The 18,959-nt window shown below is 65.2% G+C and carries 14 protein-coding genes; 13 read left to right on the top strand and 1 reads right to left on the bottom strand.

The window, feature by feature from the left end:
- Positions 1-4: 4 nt before the first annotated feature.
- The 5 genes from hydA (XH84_RS27370) (at position 5) to XH84_RS27350 (ending at position 7,862) form a co-directional block, all read left to right on the top strand.
- Entirely contained in the window at positions 5-1,414 is a 1,410-nt protein-coding gene (gene hydA / locus XH84_RS27370; RefSeq protein ID WP_164936642.1) for a dihydropyrimidinase, read from the top strand.
- A gap of 487 nt (positions 1,415-1,901) precedes the next feature.
- Positions 1,902-3,911: a hydantoinase/oxoprolinase family protein gene (locus XH84_RS27365; RefSeq protein ID WP_128922582.1), complete on the top strand. Its 2,010-nt coding sequence runs from the start codon at positions 1,902-1,904 to the stop codon at positions 3,909-3,911.
- Positions 3,908-5,488, top strand: coding sequence for a hydantoinase B/oxoprolinase family protein (locus XH84_RS27360; RefSeq protein ID WP_128922581.1), 1,581 nt, complete (start codon positions 3,908-3,910; stop codon positions 5,486-5,488). The genes XH84_RS27365 and XH84_RS27360 overlap by 4 nt, the downstream gene beginning before the upstream one ends.
- Before the next feature lie 10 nt (positions 5,489-5,498).
- Positions 5,499-6,794 carry an aminotransferase class III-fold pyridoxal phosphate-dependent enzyme gene (locus XH84_RS27355; protein ID WP_128922580.1) on the top strand — a complete coding sequence of 432 codons (1,296 nt, stop codon included), beginning with the start codon at positions 5,499-5,501 and terminating at the stop codon, positions 6,792-6,794.
- Positions 6,795-6,929: 135 nt separating this feature from the next.
- A complete protein-coding gene (locus tag XH84_RS27350; RefSeq protein WP_128922579.1) occupies positions 6,930-7,862 on the top strand; it encodes an N-carbamoyl-D-amino-acid hydrolase in 933 nt (310 codons plus the stop codon).
- Positions 7,863-7,954: 92 nt separating this feature from the next.
- Here the strand turns inward: XH84_RS27350 and XH84_RS27345 are convergent, their stop codons facing one another.
- A complete protein-coding gene (locus XH84_RS27345) occupies positions 7,955-8,617 on the bottom strand; it encodes an aspartate/glutamate racemase family protein (protein ID WP_128922578.1) in 663 nt (220 codons plus the stop codon).
- A gap of 55 nt (positions 8,618-8,672) precedes the next feature.
- Between XH84_RS27345 and hydA (XH84_RS27340) the strand changes: the two genes are divergently transcribed.
- The 8 genes from hydA (XH84_RS27340) (at position 8,673) to XH84_RS27305 (ending at position 18,950) form a co-directional block, all read left to right on the top strand.
- On the top strand, positions 8,673-10,142 hold the full coding sequence (hydA, locus tag XH84_RS27340; RefSeq protein ID WP_128922577.1) for a dihydropyrimidinase: 1,470 nt from the start codon (positions 8,673-8,675) through the stop codon (positions 10,140-10,142).
- A gap of 16 nt (positions 10,143-10,158) precedes the next feature.
- Positions 10,159-11,133 (top strand): NAD-dependent epimerase/dehydratase family protein, encoded by a 975-nt coding sequence (locus XH84_RS27335; protein ID WP_128922576.1) that lies wholly within the window; start codon positions 10,159-10,161, stop codon positions 11,131-11,133.
- 1 nt (position 11,134) lies between these two features.
- Complete coding sequence (locus XH84_RS27330) at positions 11,135-11,884, top strand: SDR family oxidoreductase (RefSeq protein ID WP_128922575.1); 750 nt, start codon at positions 11,135-11,137, stop codon at positions 11,882-11,884.
- A 116-nt stretch (positions 11,885-12,000) separates the two neighbouring features.
- Positions 12,001-13,620: an ABC transporter substrate-binding protein gene (locus tag XH84_RS27325; RefSeq protein ID WP_128922574.1), complete on the top strand. Its 1,620-nt coding sequence runs from the start codon at positions 12,001-12,003 to the stop codon at positions 13,618-13,620.
- A 28-nt stretch (positions 13,621-13,648) separates the two neighbouring features.
- On the top strand, positions 13,649-14,683 hold the full coding sequence (locus XH84_RS27320; RefSeq protein ID WP_128922573.1) for an ABC transporter permease: 1,035 nt from the start codon (positions 13,649-13,651) through the stop codon (positions 14,681-14,683).
- Entirely contained in the window at positions 14,680-15,528 is an 849-nt protein-coding gene (locus tag XH84_RS27315; RefSeq protein ID WP_128922572.1) for an ABC transporter permease, read from the top strand. The genes XH84_RS27320 and XH84_RS27315 overlap by 4 nt, the downstream gene beginning before the upstream one ends.
- Entirely contained in the window at positions 15,525-17,195 is a 1,671-nt protein-coding gene (nikE, locus tag XH84_RS27310) for a nickel ABC transporter ATP-binding protein NikE (RefSeq protein WP_128922571.1), read from the top strand. The genes XH84_RS27315 and nikE overlap by 4 nt, the downstream gene beginning before the upstream one ends.
- 153 nt (positions 17,196-17,348) lie before the next feature.
- Positions 17,349-18,950: an ABC transporter substrate-binding protein gene (locus XH84_RS27305; protein WP_128922570.1), complete on the top strand. Its 1,602-nt coding sequence runs from the start codon at positions 17,349-17,351 to the stop codon at positions 18,948-18,950.
- Positions 18,951-18,959 lie beyond the last annotated feature (9 nt).

Raw genomic sequence — 18,959 nt, 5'->3', positions numbered from 1 at the left:
TCCTGTGACCCAGCTCGATCTCGCCATTCGCGGCGGCACCATCGTGACGGCCAGCGACGAGTTTTCCGCCGATATCGGCATTCAGGACGGACGCATCGTCAGCATTGCGGGCCGCATCGAAGGCGCGGCGCGCGAGATCGACGCGTCCGGGCTGCTGGTGCTGCCGGGCGGTATCGACAGCCACGTTCACATCTCGCAGCCCTCGGGCCCCGACGTGGTCATGGCCGACGATTTCGCGTCGGCGACGCGTGCCGCCGCTGCCGGCGGCAACACCATGGTGCTGCCCTTCGCGCTGCAGGAGAAGGGCACCTCGCTGCGCGCCTGTGTCGAGAATTACCGCAAGCTCGCCGAGGGCGAGTGCTACATCGACACCGCCTTCCATCTCATCATCTCTGATCCGACCGCGATCGTGCTCGGGCAGGAGCTGCCGGCCCTGGTCAAGGATGGCTACACCTCGTTCAAGGTATTCATGACCTATGACGACCTCGTGCTCAGCGACAAGCAGCTGCTCGAGGTGTTCGACGTGGCGCGCCGCGAGGAGGCGCTGGTCATGGTCCATTGCGAGGGCTATGACGCGATCCGCTTCCTCACCACCAAACTCGAGCGTGAAGGCCACATCGCGCCCTATTATCACGCCACCTCGCGGCCACAGGCCGTCGAGCGCGAGGCAACGCACCGCGCCATCAGCCATGCCGAGATCGTTGGCGTGCCCATCATGATCGTCCACGTCTCCGGCCGTGAAGCGATGGAGCAGGTTCGCTGGGCCCAGCAGCGCGGCCTCCCGGTGCATGCGGAGACCTGCCCGCAATACATCACGCTGACGGCCGACGACATGAAGGGCCTGAACATGGACATGTCAGGCGCGAAGTACGTTTGCTCGCCGCCGCCGCGCGATGTCGAAAGCCAGCAGGCGATCTGGGAGGGCATCACATCAGGCGTATTCCAGACCTTCTCCTCCGATCACTGCCCGTTCCGCTACGACGATCCCAAGGGCAAGCTGACGCCGAATTCGCGCACCTCGTTCCGCTGGGTGCCGAACGGCATTCCGGGTGTCGAGACACGGTTGCCGATCCTGTTCTCGGAGGGCGTCTCGAAGGGACGGATCACGTTGCAAAAATTCGTCGAGCTGACCGCGACCAATCACGCGCGCATCTACGGCCTCTATCCTCGCAAAGGCTCGATCGGCATCGGCTTCGACGCCGACATCGTGCTGTGGGATCCGAAGCTGACAAAGCCGATCCGGCAGGCCGATCTGCACCACGGATCCGACTATACGCCCTGGGAAGGCTTTGACGTCACCGGCTGGCCCGTGACCACCATTGCCCGCGGCCGGGTCGTGTTCGAGCGGGGCCACATCGTCGGAGACAGAGGCGCGGGCGAGGTGCTGAGCCGTGGCAAGTCGAGCCTGATCTGATCGAGGTATCGATCGGCATCCCCGCGACCGGAAAATGTCCTCTCTTACTGTTCGTACAATAAAGAGAGGCTGAGCCGACCGCTGTGCATAGCTCGCGGATGCCTCCGCTATCCCGCGAGGGCCAGTCGGTCGCCTGCAAATTAGACAGATGATCTCGATCGCGCCGATTGCAGTGCAGCGGGTGTTACGTTTTATGCGGAGAATATCCGTGGTGCGCTGCACTTTTCCCGCATGGCATGGTCGCGTTCACGTGCTGTCTGTGCGGGCAGCGCTGCACCAAAACGTGCAGCCCGTGGCTTGGTGAGCGGGGCCGGTCGCTTGCTGGCCCGGCGGATTGCGACAAAGCTGGCCCTAGCCCGCGCCCACCACTCTGTCGCACGCTCGCAGACGGTGGCATGACGGAGGATGCACGATGCACGCTCGAGGTTGTGATGGACGGGAAGGATTGGCGTTCGGTTCGGACGTCGCACGTAGTTGACCCCAATACATGAGCTCCTCCGAAAATCACTGGGAAGTCGGCACCGATATCGGTGGCACCTTCACCGACATCATCGCGATCCGGCGTGGCTCCGGCGAGGCGCGGATCGCAAAGGTGCCGTCGCGCCCCGACGCTCCGGTTCAGGCGATGCTGGAGGCGATCGAGGCGGTGGGCTTGCGCAAGAGCGAGATCAAGCGCTTCGTCCACGGCACCACGCGTGTGACCAATGCCATCGTCGAGGGCCGGCTGCCGAAGGTAGCGCTGGTCGCGACCGAAGGCTTCTCCGATGTGCTGGAGATCGCGCGCTATCGCCGCCGCGATCTCTATCGGCTCGACATTCCGCCGAAATCCCCGCCGCTCGTGCCGCCCGAGCGCTGCTTTGGGCTCGCCGAGCGCCTCGATCACGAAGGGCGGGTCCTGAAGCCGCTCGAACAAGCCGAGATCGAGCGTCTGGTAGACTGGCTGAAGCAGACCGGCGTCCAGAGCGTCGCGGTTGCCCTTCTTCACGCTTATGCCAATCCCGTGCACGAGAAGATGCTGGGCGAGCGCCTCAAGGATGTCGTCGCCCATGTCTCGCTGTCGCACGAGGTCAATCCCGAGGCACGCGAATATGAGCGGACCTCGGCGACCGTGTTCAACGCCGCCGCGATGCCCATCGCGGTCGAATATCTGAGCGAGTTGGAGCTGCGGCTGCCGATCGGCCCGGGCTTGCAGGTGTTTCATTCCGCCGGAGCCATGGTCCCGATCTCCGCGGTGAAACAGCGGCCGCTGGTGATGGCCATGTCGGGCCCGGCGGCCGGCGTCTCGGCGTCGGTGAGCATCGCCCGCCAGCTTGGTACGCCGCGCATGCTGACCTTCGACATGGGCGGCACCACGACCGACGTCTGCCTGATCGTCGACGGCCAGGCCGAAATGACCGACGGCCGCATGCTTGGCGACAAGCCGCTGCGCCAGCCGATGCTTGCGGTTCATTCGATCGGCGCCGGCGGCGGGTCGATCGTGCGCAACGGTCCCGGCGGCCTCACCGTCGGGCCGGAAAGCGCCGGCTCCGAGCCGGGGCCGGCCTGCTACGGCCGCGGCGGCCTTGAGCCGACCATCACCGACGCCAATGCCGTGCTCGGCTATCTCAATCCCGCGACCAAGCTCGGCGACCGGATCGGCGTTGATATCGAGGCGGCCAGGCTCGTCATCGAGCCGATCGCGCGCGCGCTCGGCCTGAGCCTGACCGAAACGGCCCTTGGCATCATCAAGGTCGCGAACGCGACGATGGCTCGCGCGCTGCGCCGCGTCACGGTCGAGCGCGGCATCGACGGACGCGACTGCACGCTGCTCGCCTTCGGCGGCGGCGGCCCCATGCACGCCGCCGGGCTCGCCGATCTCTATGGCATCGCGCAGGTCGTCGTGCCCAGTGCATCGAGCGCGTTCTCGGCGCTGGGCTGTCTCACCGCCGATTTCAGCTTCTTGCAGCAGCAGACCTTGCGCGCCGCACTCGACGGCATCGATCTCGTGCGCGTGTCGGAGCGCATCGGGACGCTGATCGACGATGCCTCGGCGCCGCTGATCGCCAATGGCGTTGCGAAGGCGGAAATCCAGGTCGAGCTGGCGGCGCTGATGCGTTATGCGGCACAGAACGATGCCATTCCGGTGCCCTTTGCGCTGCCGCTGGATGTAGCGAAGCTGAAGACGGATTTCCTCGCCCGACATCACGAACTGTTCGGCTACGCGACGGGCGAGCCTTGCGTCATTGAATCCGTGCGTGTCCAGGCGCGTCGTCCGTCCACGACCGTCGTGAACCGGCCGGTGACGTTGGTGAGGGCGGTGTCGTCAGGTACGCGCATCTGCTCCTTCGACAGCCTGCATGAGGTCGAGACTGCGATCGTCGACCGCGCCGCGATGGTCGATATCGTCAACGGCCCCGCGATCATCGAAGATGCGTGGTCGACGGTGGTCATGCCGCCCGGCTGGCAGGCGAAGCCTGATGCCGCAGGCAATCTGTTCCTGACGCGGAGGGCAACATGAAGCTCGATCCGTTTGTCGTCGAGGTCATCAGGCACGGGCTTTCCGCCGCGGCCGAGGAGATGAGCCTGGTGATGACGCGCTCGGCGCGCTCACCGCTGTTGCGGGAGGCCGGCGATCTGTCGTCCGCGATAACCGACGGCCATGGCAGCCTGGTCGGGCAGGGCCGCGACATCCCGATCCATCTCGGCGCGATGGCTTACACCATTCCCGAACTGCTGAAGGTCGTGCCGCGCGACAGCCTGAACGACGGTGATGTGCTGATCTATAACGTCGGCGCGCTCGGCGGCAACCATCTGAACGACGTCAAGGTCGTGCGACCCATCTTCGTCGACGGCGAGATCGTGGCGTTCGCGGTCAGCCTCGCACATTGGCCTGATATCGGCGGCACCTGGCCTGGCAGCTATTTTGCCAAGGCCATCGACACCTTCCAGGAGGCGATGCGCATTCCACCGGTGCTGATCGCGACCGCGGCGGGGGTCAATACGCCGATCGTGCAGTTGCTCAAGGCCAACATTCGCGACCCCGAATCCGGCGAAGGCGATCTTCTCGCCCAGATCGCGGCGACGAAGGCCGGCGAGCGGCGCATCGTCGATCTCTGTCGCGAGCACGGCAAGGCGGTGTTCATGGCGACGCAGTCGCGCCTGCACGATTTGTCCGAAATCGAGATGCGCGAGGCGCTCCGCGCGCTGCCGGACGGGGTCTACGAGGGCGAGGACTATCTGGACGACGGCAGCGAGAACAACGCGCCCGCGCGCATCCATGTGAAAATCACCATCGTCGGCGACGAAGCGACCTTCGATCTCTCCGGAAGCTGCGACCGCGTCTCGAACTTCTGCAACACGACCCCGTTCATGGCGCGCTCCGCCGTCGCCTATGCCGCGCGCATCATGAGCGGCCGCGACATGCAGCAGAACGCGGGTGCGCTCCGCCCCTTGACCATCATCACGCGTCCAGGCTCGATCCTGGAACCGGGTTGGTCGGCATCCGTCGCCGCCGGTAACCACGAAACCTCGATGCGCATCGTCGACGCGATCTTTCATGCCATGCAGGACACCATTCCCGAACGTTTGTCGGCAGGCGGAGCGACCACCGCGGGCGTCCTGTTCTTTGCGCAGCCGCGGCAGGACGGTTCGTGGAAGATGCTCTATGAAGTCCATGGCGGCGGCGAAGGTGCGCGTCATGATCGGGACGGCATCTCGGCAACCCGGGTGCATCTGTCCAATACCTCGAACACGCCAGTCGAGGTGATCGAGGCAAGCTACGCAATCCGCCTCGAGCAGCAGTCCATTCGCCGACAGTCCGGCGGCGCCGGCGCCCATCGCGGCGGTGATGGCGTCGTGCGCGCCTACCGCATCCTGGCTCCGTCGATGCATCTGACCACCTGCATCGAGCGCATGGTGATCCCGCCGTTTGGCATGCAGGGCGGAAAGCCCGGCAAGCCGTGCCGCATCTCGCTGATCCGGCATGGCGCAAGCATCGCGATCGACGGCAAGTCGAACCTGGTGTTGCAACAAGGCGATCTCGTCACCGTCGAGACTTGCGGCGGCGGTGGCTACGGCACTGGGGCCGCCGAATGAGGGAAGTGCCATGAGCAAATTGTTGCGAACCGGGCTGAACGCGGGTGAGGCCGCGCCGATGGCCGTGGTCGGCGGCGAGGGCGTCTACTTTCACCTTGCGGACGGCCGCAAGCTGATCGACGGCAGCAACACCGGCGGCGGCCTCGGTCACCGCCATCCCGCGATGGTGGAGGCGATCCGCCGTGCGGCCGATACGCCCGTCGTCAACGAGGGCTGGACCTGGATCGGCCGCGAGCAGGCAGCGGACGATCTGATGGCCATCGCCTTTGCGGGCGAGGAGGATTGGGTCGGCGCGGTGCGCTTCTGCATCAGCGGCAGCGAGGCCAACGACATGGCGCTGTCGCTCTGCCAGGCGTTGACGCAGCGCTCGGCGCTCGCGACGCGAGAGCGCGCCTATCACGGCATCACCGGGCTGTCGCGTAACATGACGGTGCAGCCGCAATGGCACGGCGGCCTAGCGGTGCATGCCGGCGGCTCGAAGCTCCCGGCGCCGATGGCCCCGGTGCGGATCCTGCCGGCGCCTGATGGCGCGATCTACGGCGGCGCGGCCAACAACACCCCGCCCAGCGAATATCTGGCGGATGCTCCGCGTCTGCTCTCGGACACCGCGGCAACGATCATCGACTACACGCAGGGCGGCATCTATTACGACGGTGCCTATCAGGACGAGGTGGCGAGGCACGCGCGGCAGGCAGGCTCGTACTGGATCGCGGACGAGGTCGTTACCGGTGCTGGGCGCGCGGGGCGCTGGTTCGCGTTTCAGGGGGCGCAAAGCCGCCCTGATATCGTGACGCTCGGAAAATCGCTCGGCGGTGGGGCGGCGGCGGTCGCGGCTGTCGTCGTGTCGAAGGAGATCGTCGAGCGGTTAAAGGGCACGAGCTGGCAGAACTACGGCACCTTGCGCGGCCATCCGATCAGCATGGCTGCCGTCAGCGCTTATCTGAGGGTTGTCGCCGACGAGAAGATTCTGGAGCGCGTCCGGCACCTGGAAAAGCTGTTCAGCCGCCGCCTGCTCGCGATCGCACAAAAACACTCCAGCGTGCGGCGCGTGGCGGGTCAGGGATTGCATTGGACAGTGGAGTTGCACGGTCCGGACTGGCGTACCTGGCATGCCGACACCGCCGAGGTGCCGATCGCCTCGCGCGTCGCGGAACGGGCGCTGGAGGCCGGCGCCGTGATCGGGACCAGCGGCGAGCAAACCTCGCTGTTCCTGGCGCCGCCGCTTGTCATCTCCGATCGTGAGGCTGACCAGCTGCTCGACGCCCTCGACCATGGCCTTGATATTTCCGACAAGGAGCGCGGTTGAATGCGGGCCATGCAATGCACACCATGCGGTTTCGCCGGCGTCCGGCCGGAAAATCCGGACGAGGCTACGTTAAGCTGCGCGCCGGCAATTCGTTGAAGCCGTGGCTTTCCCCAAGAGATCACCAGGAAATCGCTGATGCGTATCGTCAACCTCGCCGCTGCCCAGATGGGCCCGATCCAGAAAGCCGACAGCCGCGAGGCCGTGGTCCAGCGCATGATCGCGCTGATGGATGAAGCCAAGAGCAAGGGCGCCGACCTGATCGTCTATCCCGAGCTGGCGCTGACGACGTTCTTTCCGCGCTGGTATGTCGAGGACCGCGCCGAGTTCGACATCTGGTTCGAGCGCGAAATGCCGAACGCGGCGACCAAACCTCTGTTCGAGCGCGCGGCGCAGCACGGGATGGCGATGAATTTCGGCTATGCGGAGCTGACGCCCGACGGTCATCATTTCAACACTGCAATCCTCACCGACAAGTCGGGCAAGATCGTCGGCAAATATCGCAAGGTTCATCTGCCGGGCCATGTGGAGTACGACACCAAGCGTTCGCACCAGCATCTGGAGAAGCGCTATTTCGAGCCGGGCGATCTCGGCTTCAACGTCTGGCGCGAGCTCGGCGGCATTATCGGCATGGCCATCTGCAACGACCGGCGCTGGCCCGAAACCTATCGCGTGATGGGTCTGCAGGGCGTCGAGATGGTGCTGATCGGCTACAACACGCCGTCGGTCAATGCGGAGAAGAGCGAGGAGGGCGTCGAGAAGCGGCTGTTCCACAACCGCCTGTCCGTGCAGGCCGGCGCCTATCAGAACGCGACCTGGGTGGTCGCGGTGGCCAAGGCCGGCGTCGAGGACGGCCACCCGCTGTTCGGCGGCAGCCTGATCGTCGATCCCAATGGCGAAATCGTCGCGGAAGCCAAGACGGAGGACGACGAGGTTCTGGTCCACGCCTGCGATCTCGATGCGACGATCTTCGGCAAGACCACGATCTTCGATTTCGCCCGGCATCGCCGGATCGAGCATTACGGCCTGATCACCAGTCAGACCGGCGCCGTGCCGCCGCCGGAGACGTGACACCGATGGCGGGCGAAAGCATATCCGGCATTGCCTTGCGCGAGCTCCATCCGTGCGATCGCGCGGCAGGGGACCAAAGAGCTGAAGGACGTCTAGTGAGCCGAGAACTGCACAGTCCCCAACGCCATGGTGACGGCCGCCTGTGTCGGGTCGATCACGGCAATGCCGAGCGCGTCTTCCAGCGGACGGCGATGGCGCGCCATGCCGGCGCAGCCCATCACGATGGCGCAGGCACCGTCCTCGTCGCGCAGCGCGCGGCCGACTTCGATCATCTTCGCCAGCGTTCCTTCGCCCGAAGCGGTCTCGGCGACACTCATATTGAGCGGCCGTTCGCCGGCGAGTCGTTCGGTCAATCCCATCTGCCTGAGATAGCGCATGTGGCGCGGGATCGAGCGCTGCGCGATGGCGATGACGCCGAAGCTCTCGGCGCGCGCGAGCGCCGTCAGCACGCCGCACTCGGCAATGCCGAACACGGGGCGGTCGGTGCCTTCACGGCAGACCTGAAGGCCGGGATCGCTGTAGCAGGCGATGACGAAGGCCGACGAGTTGTTGTCGCCTTCGACCAGCCGGCGCAGCGGCATCGCGACGCTGTCGACGTCGGCCTGGCTCTCGATGCCGAACGGACCCTCGGCGAGCGTCTGGCAGACCACTTCGGGTCCGCCCTCGAAACCGAGCGGCTTCAGCGCGTCTTTCAGCCCTTGCGTGACTGCAGGGTTGGAGTTCGGATTGATGACGAGAATGCGCGGCCGCGACATGATGGTCTTCCTGCGACATGGAGATGATTTGCCCAAGCCTATCACGGAGTGCCTGATGACTGAACCCAGCTACGACCTGATCATCCGCGGCGGACGCGTCGCCACCACGACCGACGTTTTCGAGGCCGACGTTGCCATCTCCGGCGAGACCATCGCAGCCATCGGCCGCGGGCTTCCACAGGCCAAGCGCGAGATCGACGCGCGCGGCAAGCTGGTGCTGCCCGGCGGCGTCGATAGCCACGCCCATATCGAGCAGCTGTCCGCAGCCGGCATCATGAACGCCGATACGTTCGAGAGCGCGACCGTCTCGGCGGCGTTCGGCGGCACCACCACGGTGATCCCGTTCGCGGCTCAGCATGTCGGCATGAAGCTGCCGCAAGTGGTCGAGGATTATCATGCGCTGGCGAAGAAGGGCGCCGTGATCGACTACGCCTTTCACATGATCATCGCGGACGCGACCAAGGAGACGGTCGAGGAGCATATTCCGGCACTGGTGAAGCAGGGGCACGCTTCGATCAAGATCTTCATGACCTACGACCGGCTCAAGGTCGACGACGAGCCTTTGCTCGACATCCTCCTTGCCGCGCGCCAGTCCGGCGCGATGTTGTGCGCGCATGCCGAAAACCACGGCATCATCGCCTGGATGGTGAAGCGGCTGCTTGCGCGCGGCTACACCATGCCGAAATACCATGCCGTCAGTCACGCCCGCGTGTCGGAGGCCGAGGCCTTCACGCGTCTGATCGGCATGGCGGCATTGATCGACCAGCCCATCATGATCTTCCATGTCTCCACCGCCGAGGGCGCCAAGGTGATCCGCGACTCGCGCGGGCAGGGGCTGAAGGTCTTTGCCGAGACCTGTCCGCAATATCTGTTCCTCACCGCCGCCGACCTCGACAAGCCTGGCTCTGAGGGCGCCAAGTGGATGTGCAGTCCGCCGCCGCGCACGCATGCGGATCAGGAGGCGCTGTGGCAGGCGCTATCGCTCGGCGATCTCCAGACCATCTCGTCGGATCATGCGCCGTATCGCTTTGACGAAACCGGAAAGCTGCGCGCCGGGCCCAATCCGAGCTTCAAGCAGGTTGCCAATGGCCTGCCGGGGCTGGAGCTGCGGCTGCCGCTGCTGTTCGACGCGATGGTGTCGAAGGGCCGGCTGGGTCTGGAAAAATTCGTGGAGCTTACCGCGACGGCGCCGGCCAAGATCTACAATCTGCATCCGCGCAAGGGCTCGATCGCAGTCGGCGCCGACGCCGATATCGCGATCTGGGATCCCAACCGCGAGGTCACCATCGCCGACGAGACGATGCACGATCTCGCCGGCTACACGCCCTTTGCAGGCCGTAGGCTGAAGGGCTGGCCGGTGACCACGCTCTCGCGTGGCCGTGTCATCATCGACGGCGACAAGTGCCTCGCGAGCCCCGGCAGCGGCAAGTTTTTGGCGCGCAGCGGCGGCGAGGCGGCGAAGCCCACCGGCCGGCTGGACGTCGACATGGATCCGGAACGGAATTTTGGAGCAAGACTGCTGTGACGGCGGACAGCGCGCGATGAAGATCGTCATCTTCGGCGGCACCGGTTTTGTCGGCCTCAATCTCGCCGAGGTGCTGCTCGCGCGCGGGCACGAGGTGACGCTGTATGATCGTGCACCGCTGCCTGCGGCTGCGCAGCGATCGCTGGGCGAGTATCGCGAACGGCTCAAGGTCGTTCAGGGCGATATCACCGACTCAGAAGGCATCGACGCCCTCATTGCCGAGGGATGCGATACGATCGTGCTCGGCGCGGCGGTTACGGCCGGCGAGAAGCTCGAGCGTGCATCGACTGCGCGCGTCCTTGAGATCAACGTGATGGCGCAGATCCCCATTCTACTCGCGGCGATCCGCCATGGTGTCCGGCGGGTCGTCAATCTGTCATCGGCATCGGCCTATGGCGCATCAGGTGCGCGGTTCGAAGTCCTGGACGAGGAAACGCCTTGCGATCCCGTCTCGCTCTACGCCATCAGCAAGTTCACGTCCGAGCGGTCCGTGGCCCGCCACGCCGAACTCTTTGGCGGCGATTTCCTGAACGTCCGCTTAAGTGCCGTGTTCGGTCCGTGGGAGCGGCCCGGCTCAGTGCGCGATACGCCGAGCCTCCAGTTCCAGATCCTGGCCGCGTTTGCGCGCGGCATGCCGGCGCTCATGCCGGGGCTGGGGATGAAGGATTGGATTTACGCCATCGATGCTGCCGAAGCCGTGGCCGTGCTGATCGAAGCCGAGCGCCCGCGCCATCGTCTCTACAACATCTCCAGCGGTGCAAATTGGTCCGCGCTGCAATGGGGTGAGGCGTTCGCTGCGCTGCATTCCGGCCTGCAATGCCGGCTGGCGGGGCCGGAAGAAAAGACGTTCACCAAGTTGCATGGGCGGCACCGCGCGCCGCTCTCGGTCGCGCGGATGGCCGACGAATTCGGCTGGCGCGCCCGTTTCGGCTGCGTGGAGTCAGCGGCCCATATGAGCGGCTGGTGGATGCAGCATCGAGGGGGCGTTTGACATGCGGCTGCAGGGGCGCACGGCCATCATCACGGGAGCGGGCTCGGGCATCGGCCGCGCCAGCGCAAAGCTGTTCGCGGAGGAGGGCGCGCGGCTGGCTCTCGTCGATCGCGATGCGGCGGGCCTGCAGGAAACGCTAAACCTGATCGGCGAGGCCATAATTCACGTCGGCGACGTCGGCGATGCCGCTCTGGCCGAGACCGTGGTCGGCGACGTCATAGCGAGGCACGGGAGGCTCGACGTCCTCATGACCGCCGCCGGCTTCTCCTGCGGCGGCACGATCCTGACGACGAGCCCGGAAGACTGGGACGCGGTGTTCCGCACCAATGTCGGCGGCACCTGGCTGTGGGCGCGAGCCGCCGTGCGGCAGATGCAGCGGCAGAAGGGCGGCTCGATCATCACGCTGGCCTCGCAGCTCGCGATGGCCGGCGGCAAGGGCAACAGCGCCTACATCGCCGCGAAAGGAGCCGTCGTCAGCCTGACGCGGACGATGGCCGTGGATTTTGCCGCGGACGGTATCCGCGTCAACGCCATCGCGCCGGGTGCGATCGATACGCCGATGCTGCTCCGCAGCTTCGCCCGCCATGCCAATCCGGACGAAGTGCGCGAGGCCTCTCGCAATCGCCACGCCATGAAGCGGTTCGGCGTGCCTGAGGAGATCGCGCAGGCAGCCCTGCACCTCGCCAGCGATGCGTCCTCGTTCACGACCGGCACGGTGATGGTGGTCGACGGCGGCTGGCTCGCGGCATGAATGATGCGCTCACCGCGCCCAAGTGTCCGCAAGAACGCCATGAGACTGGCGCGCAACTTGCTTTCTCCTTAACCTACCCTCGCTGGCGTTCTGGTTCGAAATTCAGGGAAAAACGAATGCGTTTTGTGTCTTTCAGGCTGACGTCCTCGGTCCTCGCCACTACGGCGCTGTTGCTCATCGCCACCGCGCCTGTGCAGGCGCAAACGCGGGCGGAAACGCTGCGTTATGTGACGGGCGCATCGGTCAACACGCTCGATCCCAACATCCCGGGCTCGACGCGCGAATCCTTCGCGCTGAGCATGAGTACCTATGACCGGCTCGTGGCGTTCGGCCGCAAGCAGCTCGACGGCAAATGGGTGTTCGATCTCGACAAGATCACGGGCGAGCTCGCTGAATCCTACGAGGTCAGCCCCGACGGCTTGAGGATCACATTCCGCCTGCGCAAGGATGCCAAGTTCCAGGACGGCTCGCCAGTGACGGCTGACGACGTCAAATGGTCGCTCGATCGCTGCGTCACTGCGCCGATCCTCGGCAAGGCGCAGCTGCTCACGGGCTCCCTGACGTCGGCTGATCAGTTCAAGGTGATCGATTCTCTCACCATCGAGGTGACGTTGCCCAAGCCCGACAAGCTTGCGCTGCCCAATCTCGCCACCGTCTATCCCATGATCATCAACTCGAAGATCGCCAAGGAGCACGCGACCGCGGATGACCCCTGGGCCACCGCCTGGTTGAAGGAGCACACCGCCGGCAGCGGCGCCTATGTGATCGAGAGCTTCAAGCCGGGCGAGCAGGTAATCGCTAAGCGCAACGAGGCCTGGAACCGCGGCTCACCCGATAAGCCGGCCTTCTTCAAGCGCGTGATCATCCAGTCGGTGCCGGAGCCGGCGACCCGCGCTAACCTGGTCGAGCGCGGCGATGCCGACCTCGTGGTCGATCTCCAGGCGAGCGACGTGCAATCGCTGGAGGCCAAGGGCAAGCTCAAGGTGATTTCAACACCGCAGTACAATTCGATCACCTTCGTCTCGATGAACAACCAGATCCCGCCCTTCGACAACGTCAATGTCCGCCGCGCCATCGCCTTCGCGCTGCCCTATGACGACATGTTCAAGGCCGCTCTGTTTGGCCGCGGCGCGCCTTTGTTCGGTGCGAGCTGGCCGGACGGAAAGCCGCTCAACGGCATCTATCCGTTCCAGCAGCCGGTGAAGATGGATCTCGACAAGGCCAGGGAATATCTGAAGGCTGCAGGCCTGCCGGAAGGCTTCTCGACCACGTTCAGCTTCAATGTCGGCCAGGCCTCGACCGCCGAGCCGATGGCTGCGCTGGTGAAGGAGTCGCTTGCCAAGATCGGGATCAAGGTCGACATCCAGAAGCTGCCGGACGCTCAGATGTCGACGCAGATCAACGAGAAGAAGCTACCTTTCTTCACCGAAGGCATCGTCGCCTGGCTGCCCTCGACCGACTATTTCTATCGCAACTTCTACACCGGCAATCAGCGCTGGAATTACAGCTCGATCAACAATCCCGAGCTCGCCGCAATCGCACAGGAAGCCCGCTTTGAGCCGGACAAGGCCAAGTACGAGGAGGCCGGCCGCAAGCTCAATGCGATGCATGCCGACTTGATGCCGCAGGTCATGCTGTGGCAGCCCAACCAGGATGCGGTGATGGCGTCCTCGATCGAGGGCTACACCTACGAGTTTCACCGCCAGATCGACTATCGCGACGTCAGCCGCAAGTGATAGCGTCAGGCGAAAGGAGCTCTGAAAGGTGATGACTGGTCTTGGCGCAACGATGGTGCGGGCGGGCAGGCGGCTTCTGTCGTCGCTGCCGGCGCTGTTCGGTGTGCTGGTCTTCACCTTTCTGTTGATGCGCGTGTTGCCCGGCGACCCCGCGGTGTTCTTCGCCTCGGGGCCCAACGCCGGCAAAGAGGAGATCGAGCAGATCCGCAAGCAAATGGGGCTCGACAAATCGGTGCCGGAGCAACTCGTGTTCTATCTCTCCGACATCGGCCGCGGCAATCTCGGCCGCTCCATGATGACGGGGCAGCCGGTGCTGAAGGACCTGCGCGAGCGGCTGCCGGCCTCGCTGGAGCTCACCTTCACCGCGCTGCTGATCGCGCTGATTGCGGCGGTGCCGCTCGGCGTGATGGCGGCGCTGCGTCCGGGATCGGTGGTCGATCACGGCGTGCGGCTGTTCTGCGCGCTCGGCGTCTGCGTGCCGACCTTCGTCTCGGGCCTGCTGCTGATCTACGTCTTTTATTATCTGCTCGGGCTCGCGCCCGATCCGACCGGTCGGATCGACGTTTTCACCTCGCTGCCGCCGCAACACACCGGGTTCCTCTCGATCGATTTCCTGCTTGCCGGCGATATCGAAGGCTGGTGGACGGCCTGCAGGCAACTGATCCTGCCGGCGGTGAGCATGGCTTTGTTCGTGATCGCACCGCTGGCGCGGATCACCCGGGCCTCGATGCTGGTGTCGCTCGGCAGCGATTTCGTGCGCACCGCGCGCTCGGTCGGATTGTCCTGGCACAAGGTGGTCGTGACCTACGCACTGCGTAACGCGATCCTTCCCGTCATCACCATCGCCGGCATCGTGTTCTCGACCATGCTGGGCGCCAACGTGCTGGTGGAAAAGGTGTTCTCCTGGCCCGGCGTTGCCTCCTATGCGCTCGATGCGCTGCTGTCCTCCGACTACGCGCCGGTGCAGGGTTTCGTGCTGCTGATGGCGAGCCTGTTCGTGCTGGTCAATTTGGTCGTGGATATCTGCTACGGCATCGCCGATCCCAGGGTGTCGATCGGATGACCAGCGCGACCCTCCGCCATTCGGTCTGGATCCTGCGCGGCAATCCGCTGACCGCCGTCGCTGCGACCGGCGTATTCCTCTTCGTCCTGGTGGCGATCTTCGGACCGTGGATCGTGCCCTATGACGCCGTGGCCTCGAATGTCTCGCAGGCCCTGCTGCCGCCGAGCGCGGCGCACATTGCCGGCACGGACCAGCTCGGCCGCGACGTGTTCAGCCGCCTCATGATTGCCGCGCGACTCGACCTTGCAATTGCGGTCTCGGCAGTTGGTATCTCCTTCCTGATCGGCGCGGTGGTCGGTTCCTTCTGTGGTTATGCCGGCGGCCGGCTTGATCGCGCGGTCGGGCGTTTCGTCGACGTCATGATGGCCTTTCCGCTCTTCGTGCTGGCGATGGCCATGGTCGCGGCCCTCGGCAACCGGATCGAGAACATCGTGATCGCGACCGCGATCATCAATCTTCCCTTCTACATTCGCTTCGCGCGCGCCGAGGTCAATGTCAGGCGCGATGTCGGCTGGGTCGAGGCGGCGCGCGCCTGCGGCGAGAGCCATTTCTCAGTGGTGCTGCGCTTCCTGCTGCCGAACATCCTGCCGGCGATGGCGGTGCAGATCTCGCTCAATCTCGGCTGGGCCATATTGAATGCCGCCGGCCTGTCCTTCATCGGCCTGGGCGTCAGGCCGCCGACGCCGGAATGGGGCATCATGGTCGCGGAGGGCGCGCGTTTCATCTCGACGGGGCGATGGTGGCTGGTCGCCTTTCCGGGCCTCGCGCTGATGCTGGCCGTGCTGTGCTTCAATCTCCTCGGTGACGGGATGCGGGACATTCTCGATCCCAGGATGCGCACATGAGTGAGGAGCTGCTCAAGATCGACGATCTCCACGTCGCGTTCTCGACGCGGCGCGGGATGGTCGAAGCTGTGCGCGGAGTGACTCTCTCGGTCGAGAAGGGCGAGATGCTCGGCCTTGTCGGCGAGAGCGGTTCGGGCAAATCCGTCACCGGCTTTGCCACGACACGGCTGCTCGATACGGCCGGCCGGGTCACTGGCGGCAAGATCCTGTTTCGCGGACAGGATGTGACGAAGCTCAGGGGAGATGACCTCCGTCATCTCCAGGGCGCCGCGATGTCGATGATCTTCCAGAACCCGCGCGCGGCGCTCAATCCGATCCGGGCGATCGGCTTGCAGATCGCGGACGCGATCCTGACACATAAGAAGATATCGAAGGAGGCCGCGCGTGCGGAGGCGCTGGACCTGCTGCGCGCGGTGCAGATCCGCGATCCCGAGGCGCGGATGAACGCCTATCCGCACGAGCTCTCCGGCGGCATGTGCCAGCGAGTCATGATCGCGATCGCGATCTCCTGCAATCCCGCGCTTCTGATCGCGGACGAGCCGACCACCGGCCTCGACGTCACCACCCAGAAGGTGGCGATGGATCTTCTGGCGGACATCGCCGCGGCGCGCGGCATGGCCACGATCCTGATCACGCACGATCTCGGACTGGCGGCGCGCTATTGCCGCCGTATCGCCGTGATGGAGCGGGGCCGCATCGTCGAAGAGGCGCGTCCCAAAGCTCTCTTCAGCGCACCTCGGCATGCCTACACCAGACGTCTGGTCGCCGCATCGCCGACCGCGACGTCTCGCATCGAAGACCTCGTGGCGGAGGAGGACCGGGAGCGCCACACGGCCGTTAACGGCAAGCCCCGGCCGGAGCCCGCGCACGGCACGCCGCCGCTCCTGGAGGTGCGGAAATTGGCAAAACGCTTCGACCAGGGCTCCGCGGCGGTTGCCGACTTCTCGATGACGATGGCCGGCGGCGAGGCCGTCGGGCTCGTCGGCGAGTCCGGGTCCGGCAAGAGCACGACGTCGCGGATGATCTGCCGGCTGATCGACCCGAGCGAAGGCGACATCGTGTTCGATGGGCATTCGATCGGTCACGTCGCCTCACGCGACTTTCACCGTTCGCCCCTGCGTAAAGACATCCAGATGGTGTTCCAGGATCCGAACGAGAGCCTCAATCCGCGGTTTACGGCCTACGATTGTATCGCACACCCGCTGCTGCGGCTCGATGGCATGCGTGCGGGCGAGGCCCTGCGCCAACGGGTCGAAGAATGCGCCGAGAGGGTCGGATTGCCGCGGGATCTGTTGCCGCGCTTTCCGCATCAGCTCTCCGGCGGCCAGAAGGCCCGCGTCGGCATCGCCCGTGCCATTGCCTGCCGGCCGCGGCTCCTGGTGCTGGACGAGCCGACCGCCGCGCTCGATGTCTCGGTGCAGGCGGTGGTGCTGCAATTGCTCGACCGCCTGCGGCGCGAGAACGACATCGCGCTGCTGTTCGTCAGCCACGATCTCAACGTGGTGCGCATGCTCTGCGACCGCACCATCGTGCTGCGCAATGGCGGCATCGTGGAGCAGGGCGAGAGCCGGGCGCTGTTCGACAATCCGAAGACCGACTACACGCGCAAGCTGGTCGAGGCGATCCCGCATATCGAGACCGGCGAGATGCTGGCGTCGGCTCTGTGAGGTCTGAGTTGAGGCTAGGGCCCGCCCAAATCGCGATGAGATCCTGCTGGCGAAGGGCCGGTTAGTGGCATACCATTTGCACGCCAATGGGCTCTGGCTTCACCTGCTCTTGGCCAACGATGGCCGGCATCACGGCATTACTGGGAGGACTTCATGGATCGCAGGACCGTATTGAAGGGACTGGCTGGCGCGGGCGGTCTGGCATTGACCGGCCTCTCGGCACCGGCCATCGCGCAAGGCGCGTCGGCCCGCACCCTGCGCTTCGTGCCCCAGGCCAATCTCGCCAATTTCGATCCGATCTGGGGCACGCAATATGTCGTGCGTAATGCGGCCGCGCTGGTCTGGGACACGCTCTACGGCATCGACGCGCAGCTTCAGCCGCAGCGCCAGATGGTCGAGTCCGAGGAGACCTCCGACGACGGCAAGGCCTGGACGTTCCGCTTGCGGCCTGGTCTCAAGTTTCACGACGGCGAGCCGGTGCTGGCCAAGGACGTCGTCGCGAGCCTGTCGCGCTGGGCGGCGCGCGATCCGATGGGCCTGATGATCATCGCGATCCAGCAGGAATTGACCGCCGTCGACGACCGCACCTTCAAATGGGTCTTGAAGCAGCCGTTCCCGAAAATGCTCTACGCGCTGGCCAAGAACAACGCGCCGTGCTCCTTCATCATGCCCGAGCGCATTGCGAAGACCGATCCCTTCAAGCAGATCACGGAGTATGTCGGCTCGGGTCCGATGAAGTTCGCCAAGGGCGAGTGGGTGCCTGGCGCCAAGGCCGTGTTCGAGAAGTTCGCCGACTACGTGCCGCGCCAGGAGAAGGCATCGTGGCTTGCCGGCGGCAAGCAGATGATGGTCGATCGCGTGGAATGGATCGTGATGCCGGATCCGGCCACAGCGGCGGCCGCCTTGCAGAACGGCGAGGTCGACTGGTGGGAAAACCCGATCGCCGATCTCGTGCCCGTCCTTAAGAAGAACAAGAACATCAGCGTCGATATCGGCGATCCCCTCGGCAATATCGGCTCGTTCCGCATGAACCATCTGTTCGCGCCGTTCAACGATGTGCGGGCAAGGCGCGCGGTGCTGATGGCGATGAGCCAGGAAGACTACATGCGCGCGATCGTCGGCGACGATACCGCACTGTGGAAGCCGCTGCCCGGCTTCTTCACGCCCGATACCCCGCTCTACAGCGAGCTGGGCGGCGAGATCCTCAAGGGCAAGCGCGATCTCGACGCGGCCAAGAAGCTGCTCGCCGAGAGCGGCTATGCCGGCCAGCCGGTGACGTGCCTGGTGGCGCAGGACCAGCCGATCACGAAGGCGCAAGGCGACGTCACGGCCGATCTTCTCAAGAAGCTCGGCATGAATGTCGACTTCGTCGCCACCGACTGGGGCACGGTTGGCTCCCGCCGTGCGGCGAAGACGCCGCCGGGGCAGGGCGGCTGGAACATGTTCCACAGCTGGCATGCCGGCGCCGACTGCATCACGCCCGCCGCCTACACCGCCATCCGCGCCAACGGCGACAAGGCCTGGTTCGGCTGGCCCAACAGCCCGAATACCGAAAAGGAGATCACGGGCTGGTTCGACGCCAAGAATCTCGAGGAAGAGAAAGCGGCGATCGGGCGGGTCAACAAGGCGGCGCTCGAGGATGTCGTCTACGCGCCGACCGGCTTCTTCCTGACCTACACGGCTTGGCGCAAGAACGTCTCCGGCATCGCCAAGGGGCCGCTGCCGTTCTTCTGGGGTGTGTCGAAGTCTGCATGATCGCGCGCT

The organism is Bradyrhizobium nanningense (assembly GCF_004114535.1).
GTDB classification, from domain to species: domain Bacteria; phylum Pseudomonadota; class Alphaproteobacteria; order Rhizobiales; family Xanthobacteraceae; genus Bradyrhizobium; species Bradyrhizobium nanningense.
The sequence above is the reverse complement of the archived record's forward strand: the minus strand, read 5'-3'. Positions and strand labels throughout refer to the sequence as shown.

Bases quoted from the DNA above. Each gene is read 5' to 3' on its own strand.
- XH84_RS27365 (WP_128922582.1), top strand. From the start codon at position 1,902: ATGAGCTCCTCCGAAAATCACTGGGAAGTCGGCACCGATATCGGTGGC.
- XH84_RS27360 (WP_128922581.1), top strand. From the start codon at position 3,908: ATGAAGCTCGATCCGTTTGTCGTCGAGGTCATCAGGCACGGGCTTTCC.
- XH84_RS27355 (WP_128922580.1), top strand. From the start codon at position 5,499: ATGAGCAAATTGTTGCGAACCGGGCTGAACGCGGGTGAGGCCGCGCCG.
- XH84_RS27350 (WP_128922579.1), top strand. From the start codon at position 6,930: ATGCGTATCGTCAACCTCGCCGCTGCCCAGATGGGCCCGATCCAGAAA.
- XH84_RS27345 (WP_128922578.1), bottom strand. From the start codon at position 8,617: ATGTCGCGGCCGCGCATTCTCGTCATCAATCCGAACTCCAACCCTGCA.
- hydA (WP_128922577.1), top strand. From the start codon at position 8,673: ATGACTGAACCCAGCTACGACCTGATCATCCGCGGCGGACGCGTCGCC.
- XH84_RS27335 (WP_128922576.1), top strand. From the start codon at position 10,159: ATGAAGATCGTCATCTTCGGCGGCACCGGTTTTGTCGGCCTCAATCTC.
- XH84_RS27330 (WP_128922575.1), top strand. From the start codon at position 11,135: ATGCGGCTGCAGGGGCGCACGGCCATCATCACGGGAGCGGGCTCGGGC.
- XH84_RS27325 (WP_128922574.1), top strand. From the start codon at position 12,001: ATGCGTTTTGTGTCTTTCAGGCTGACGTCCTCGGTCCTCGCCACTACG.
- XH84_RS27315 (WP_128922572.1), top strand. From the start codon at position 14,680: ATGACCAGCGCGACCCTCCGCCATTCGGTCTGGATCCTGCGCGGCAAT.
- nikE (WP_128922571.1), top strand. From the start codon at position 15,525: ATGAGTGAGGAGCTGCTCAAGATCGACGATCTCCACGTCGCGTTCTCG.
- XH84_RS27305 (WP_128922570.1), top strand. From the start codon at position 17,349: ATGGATCGCAGGACCGTATTGAAGGGACTGGCTGGCGCGGGCGGTCTG.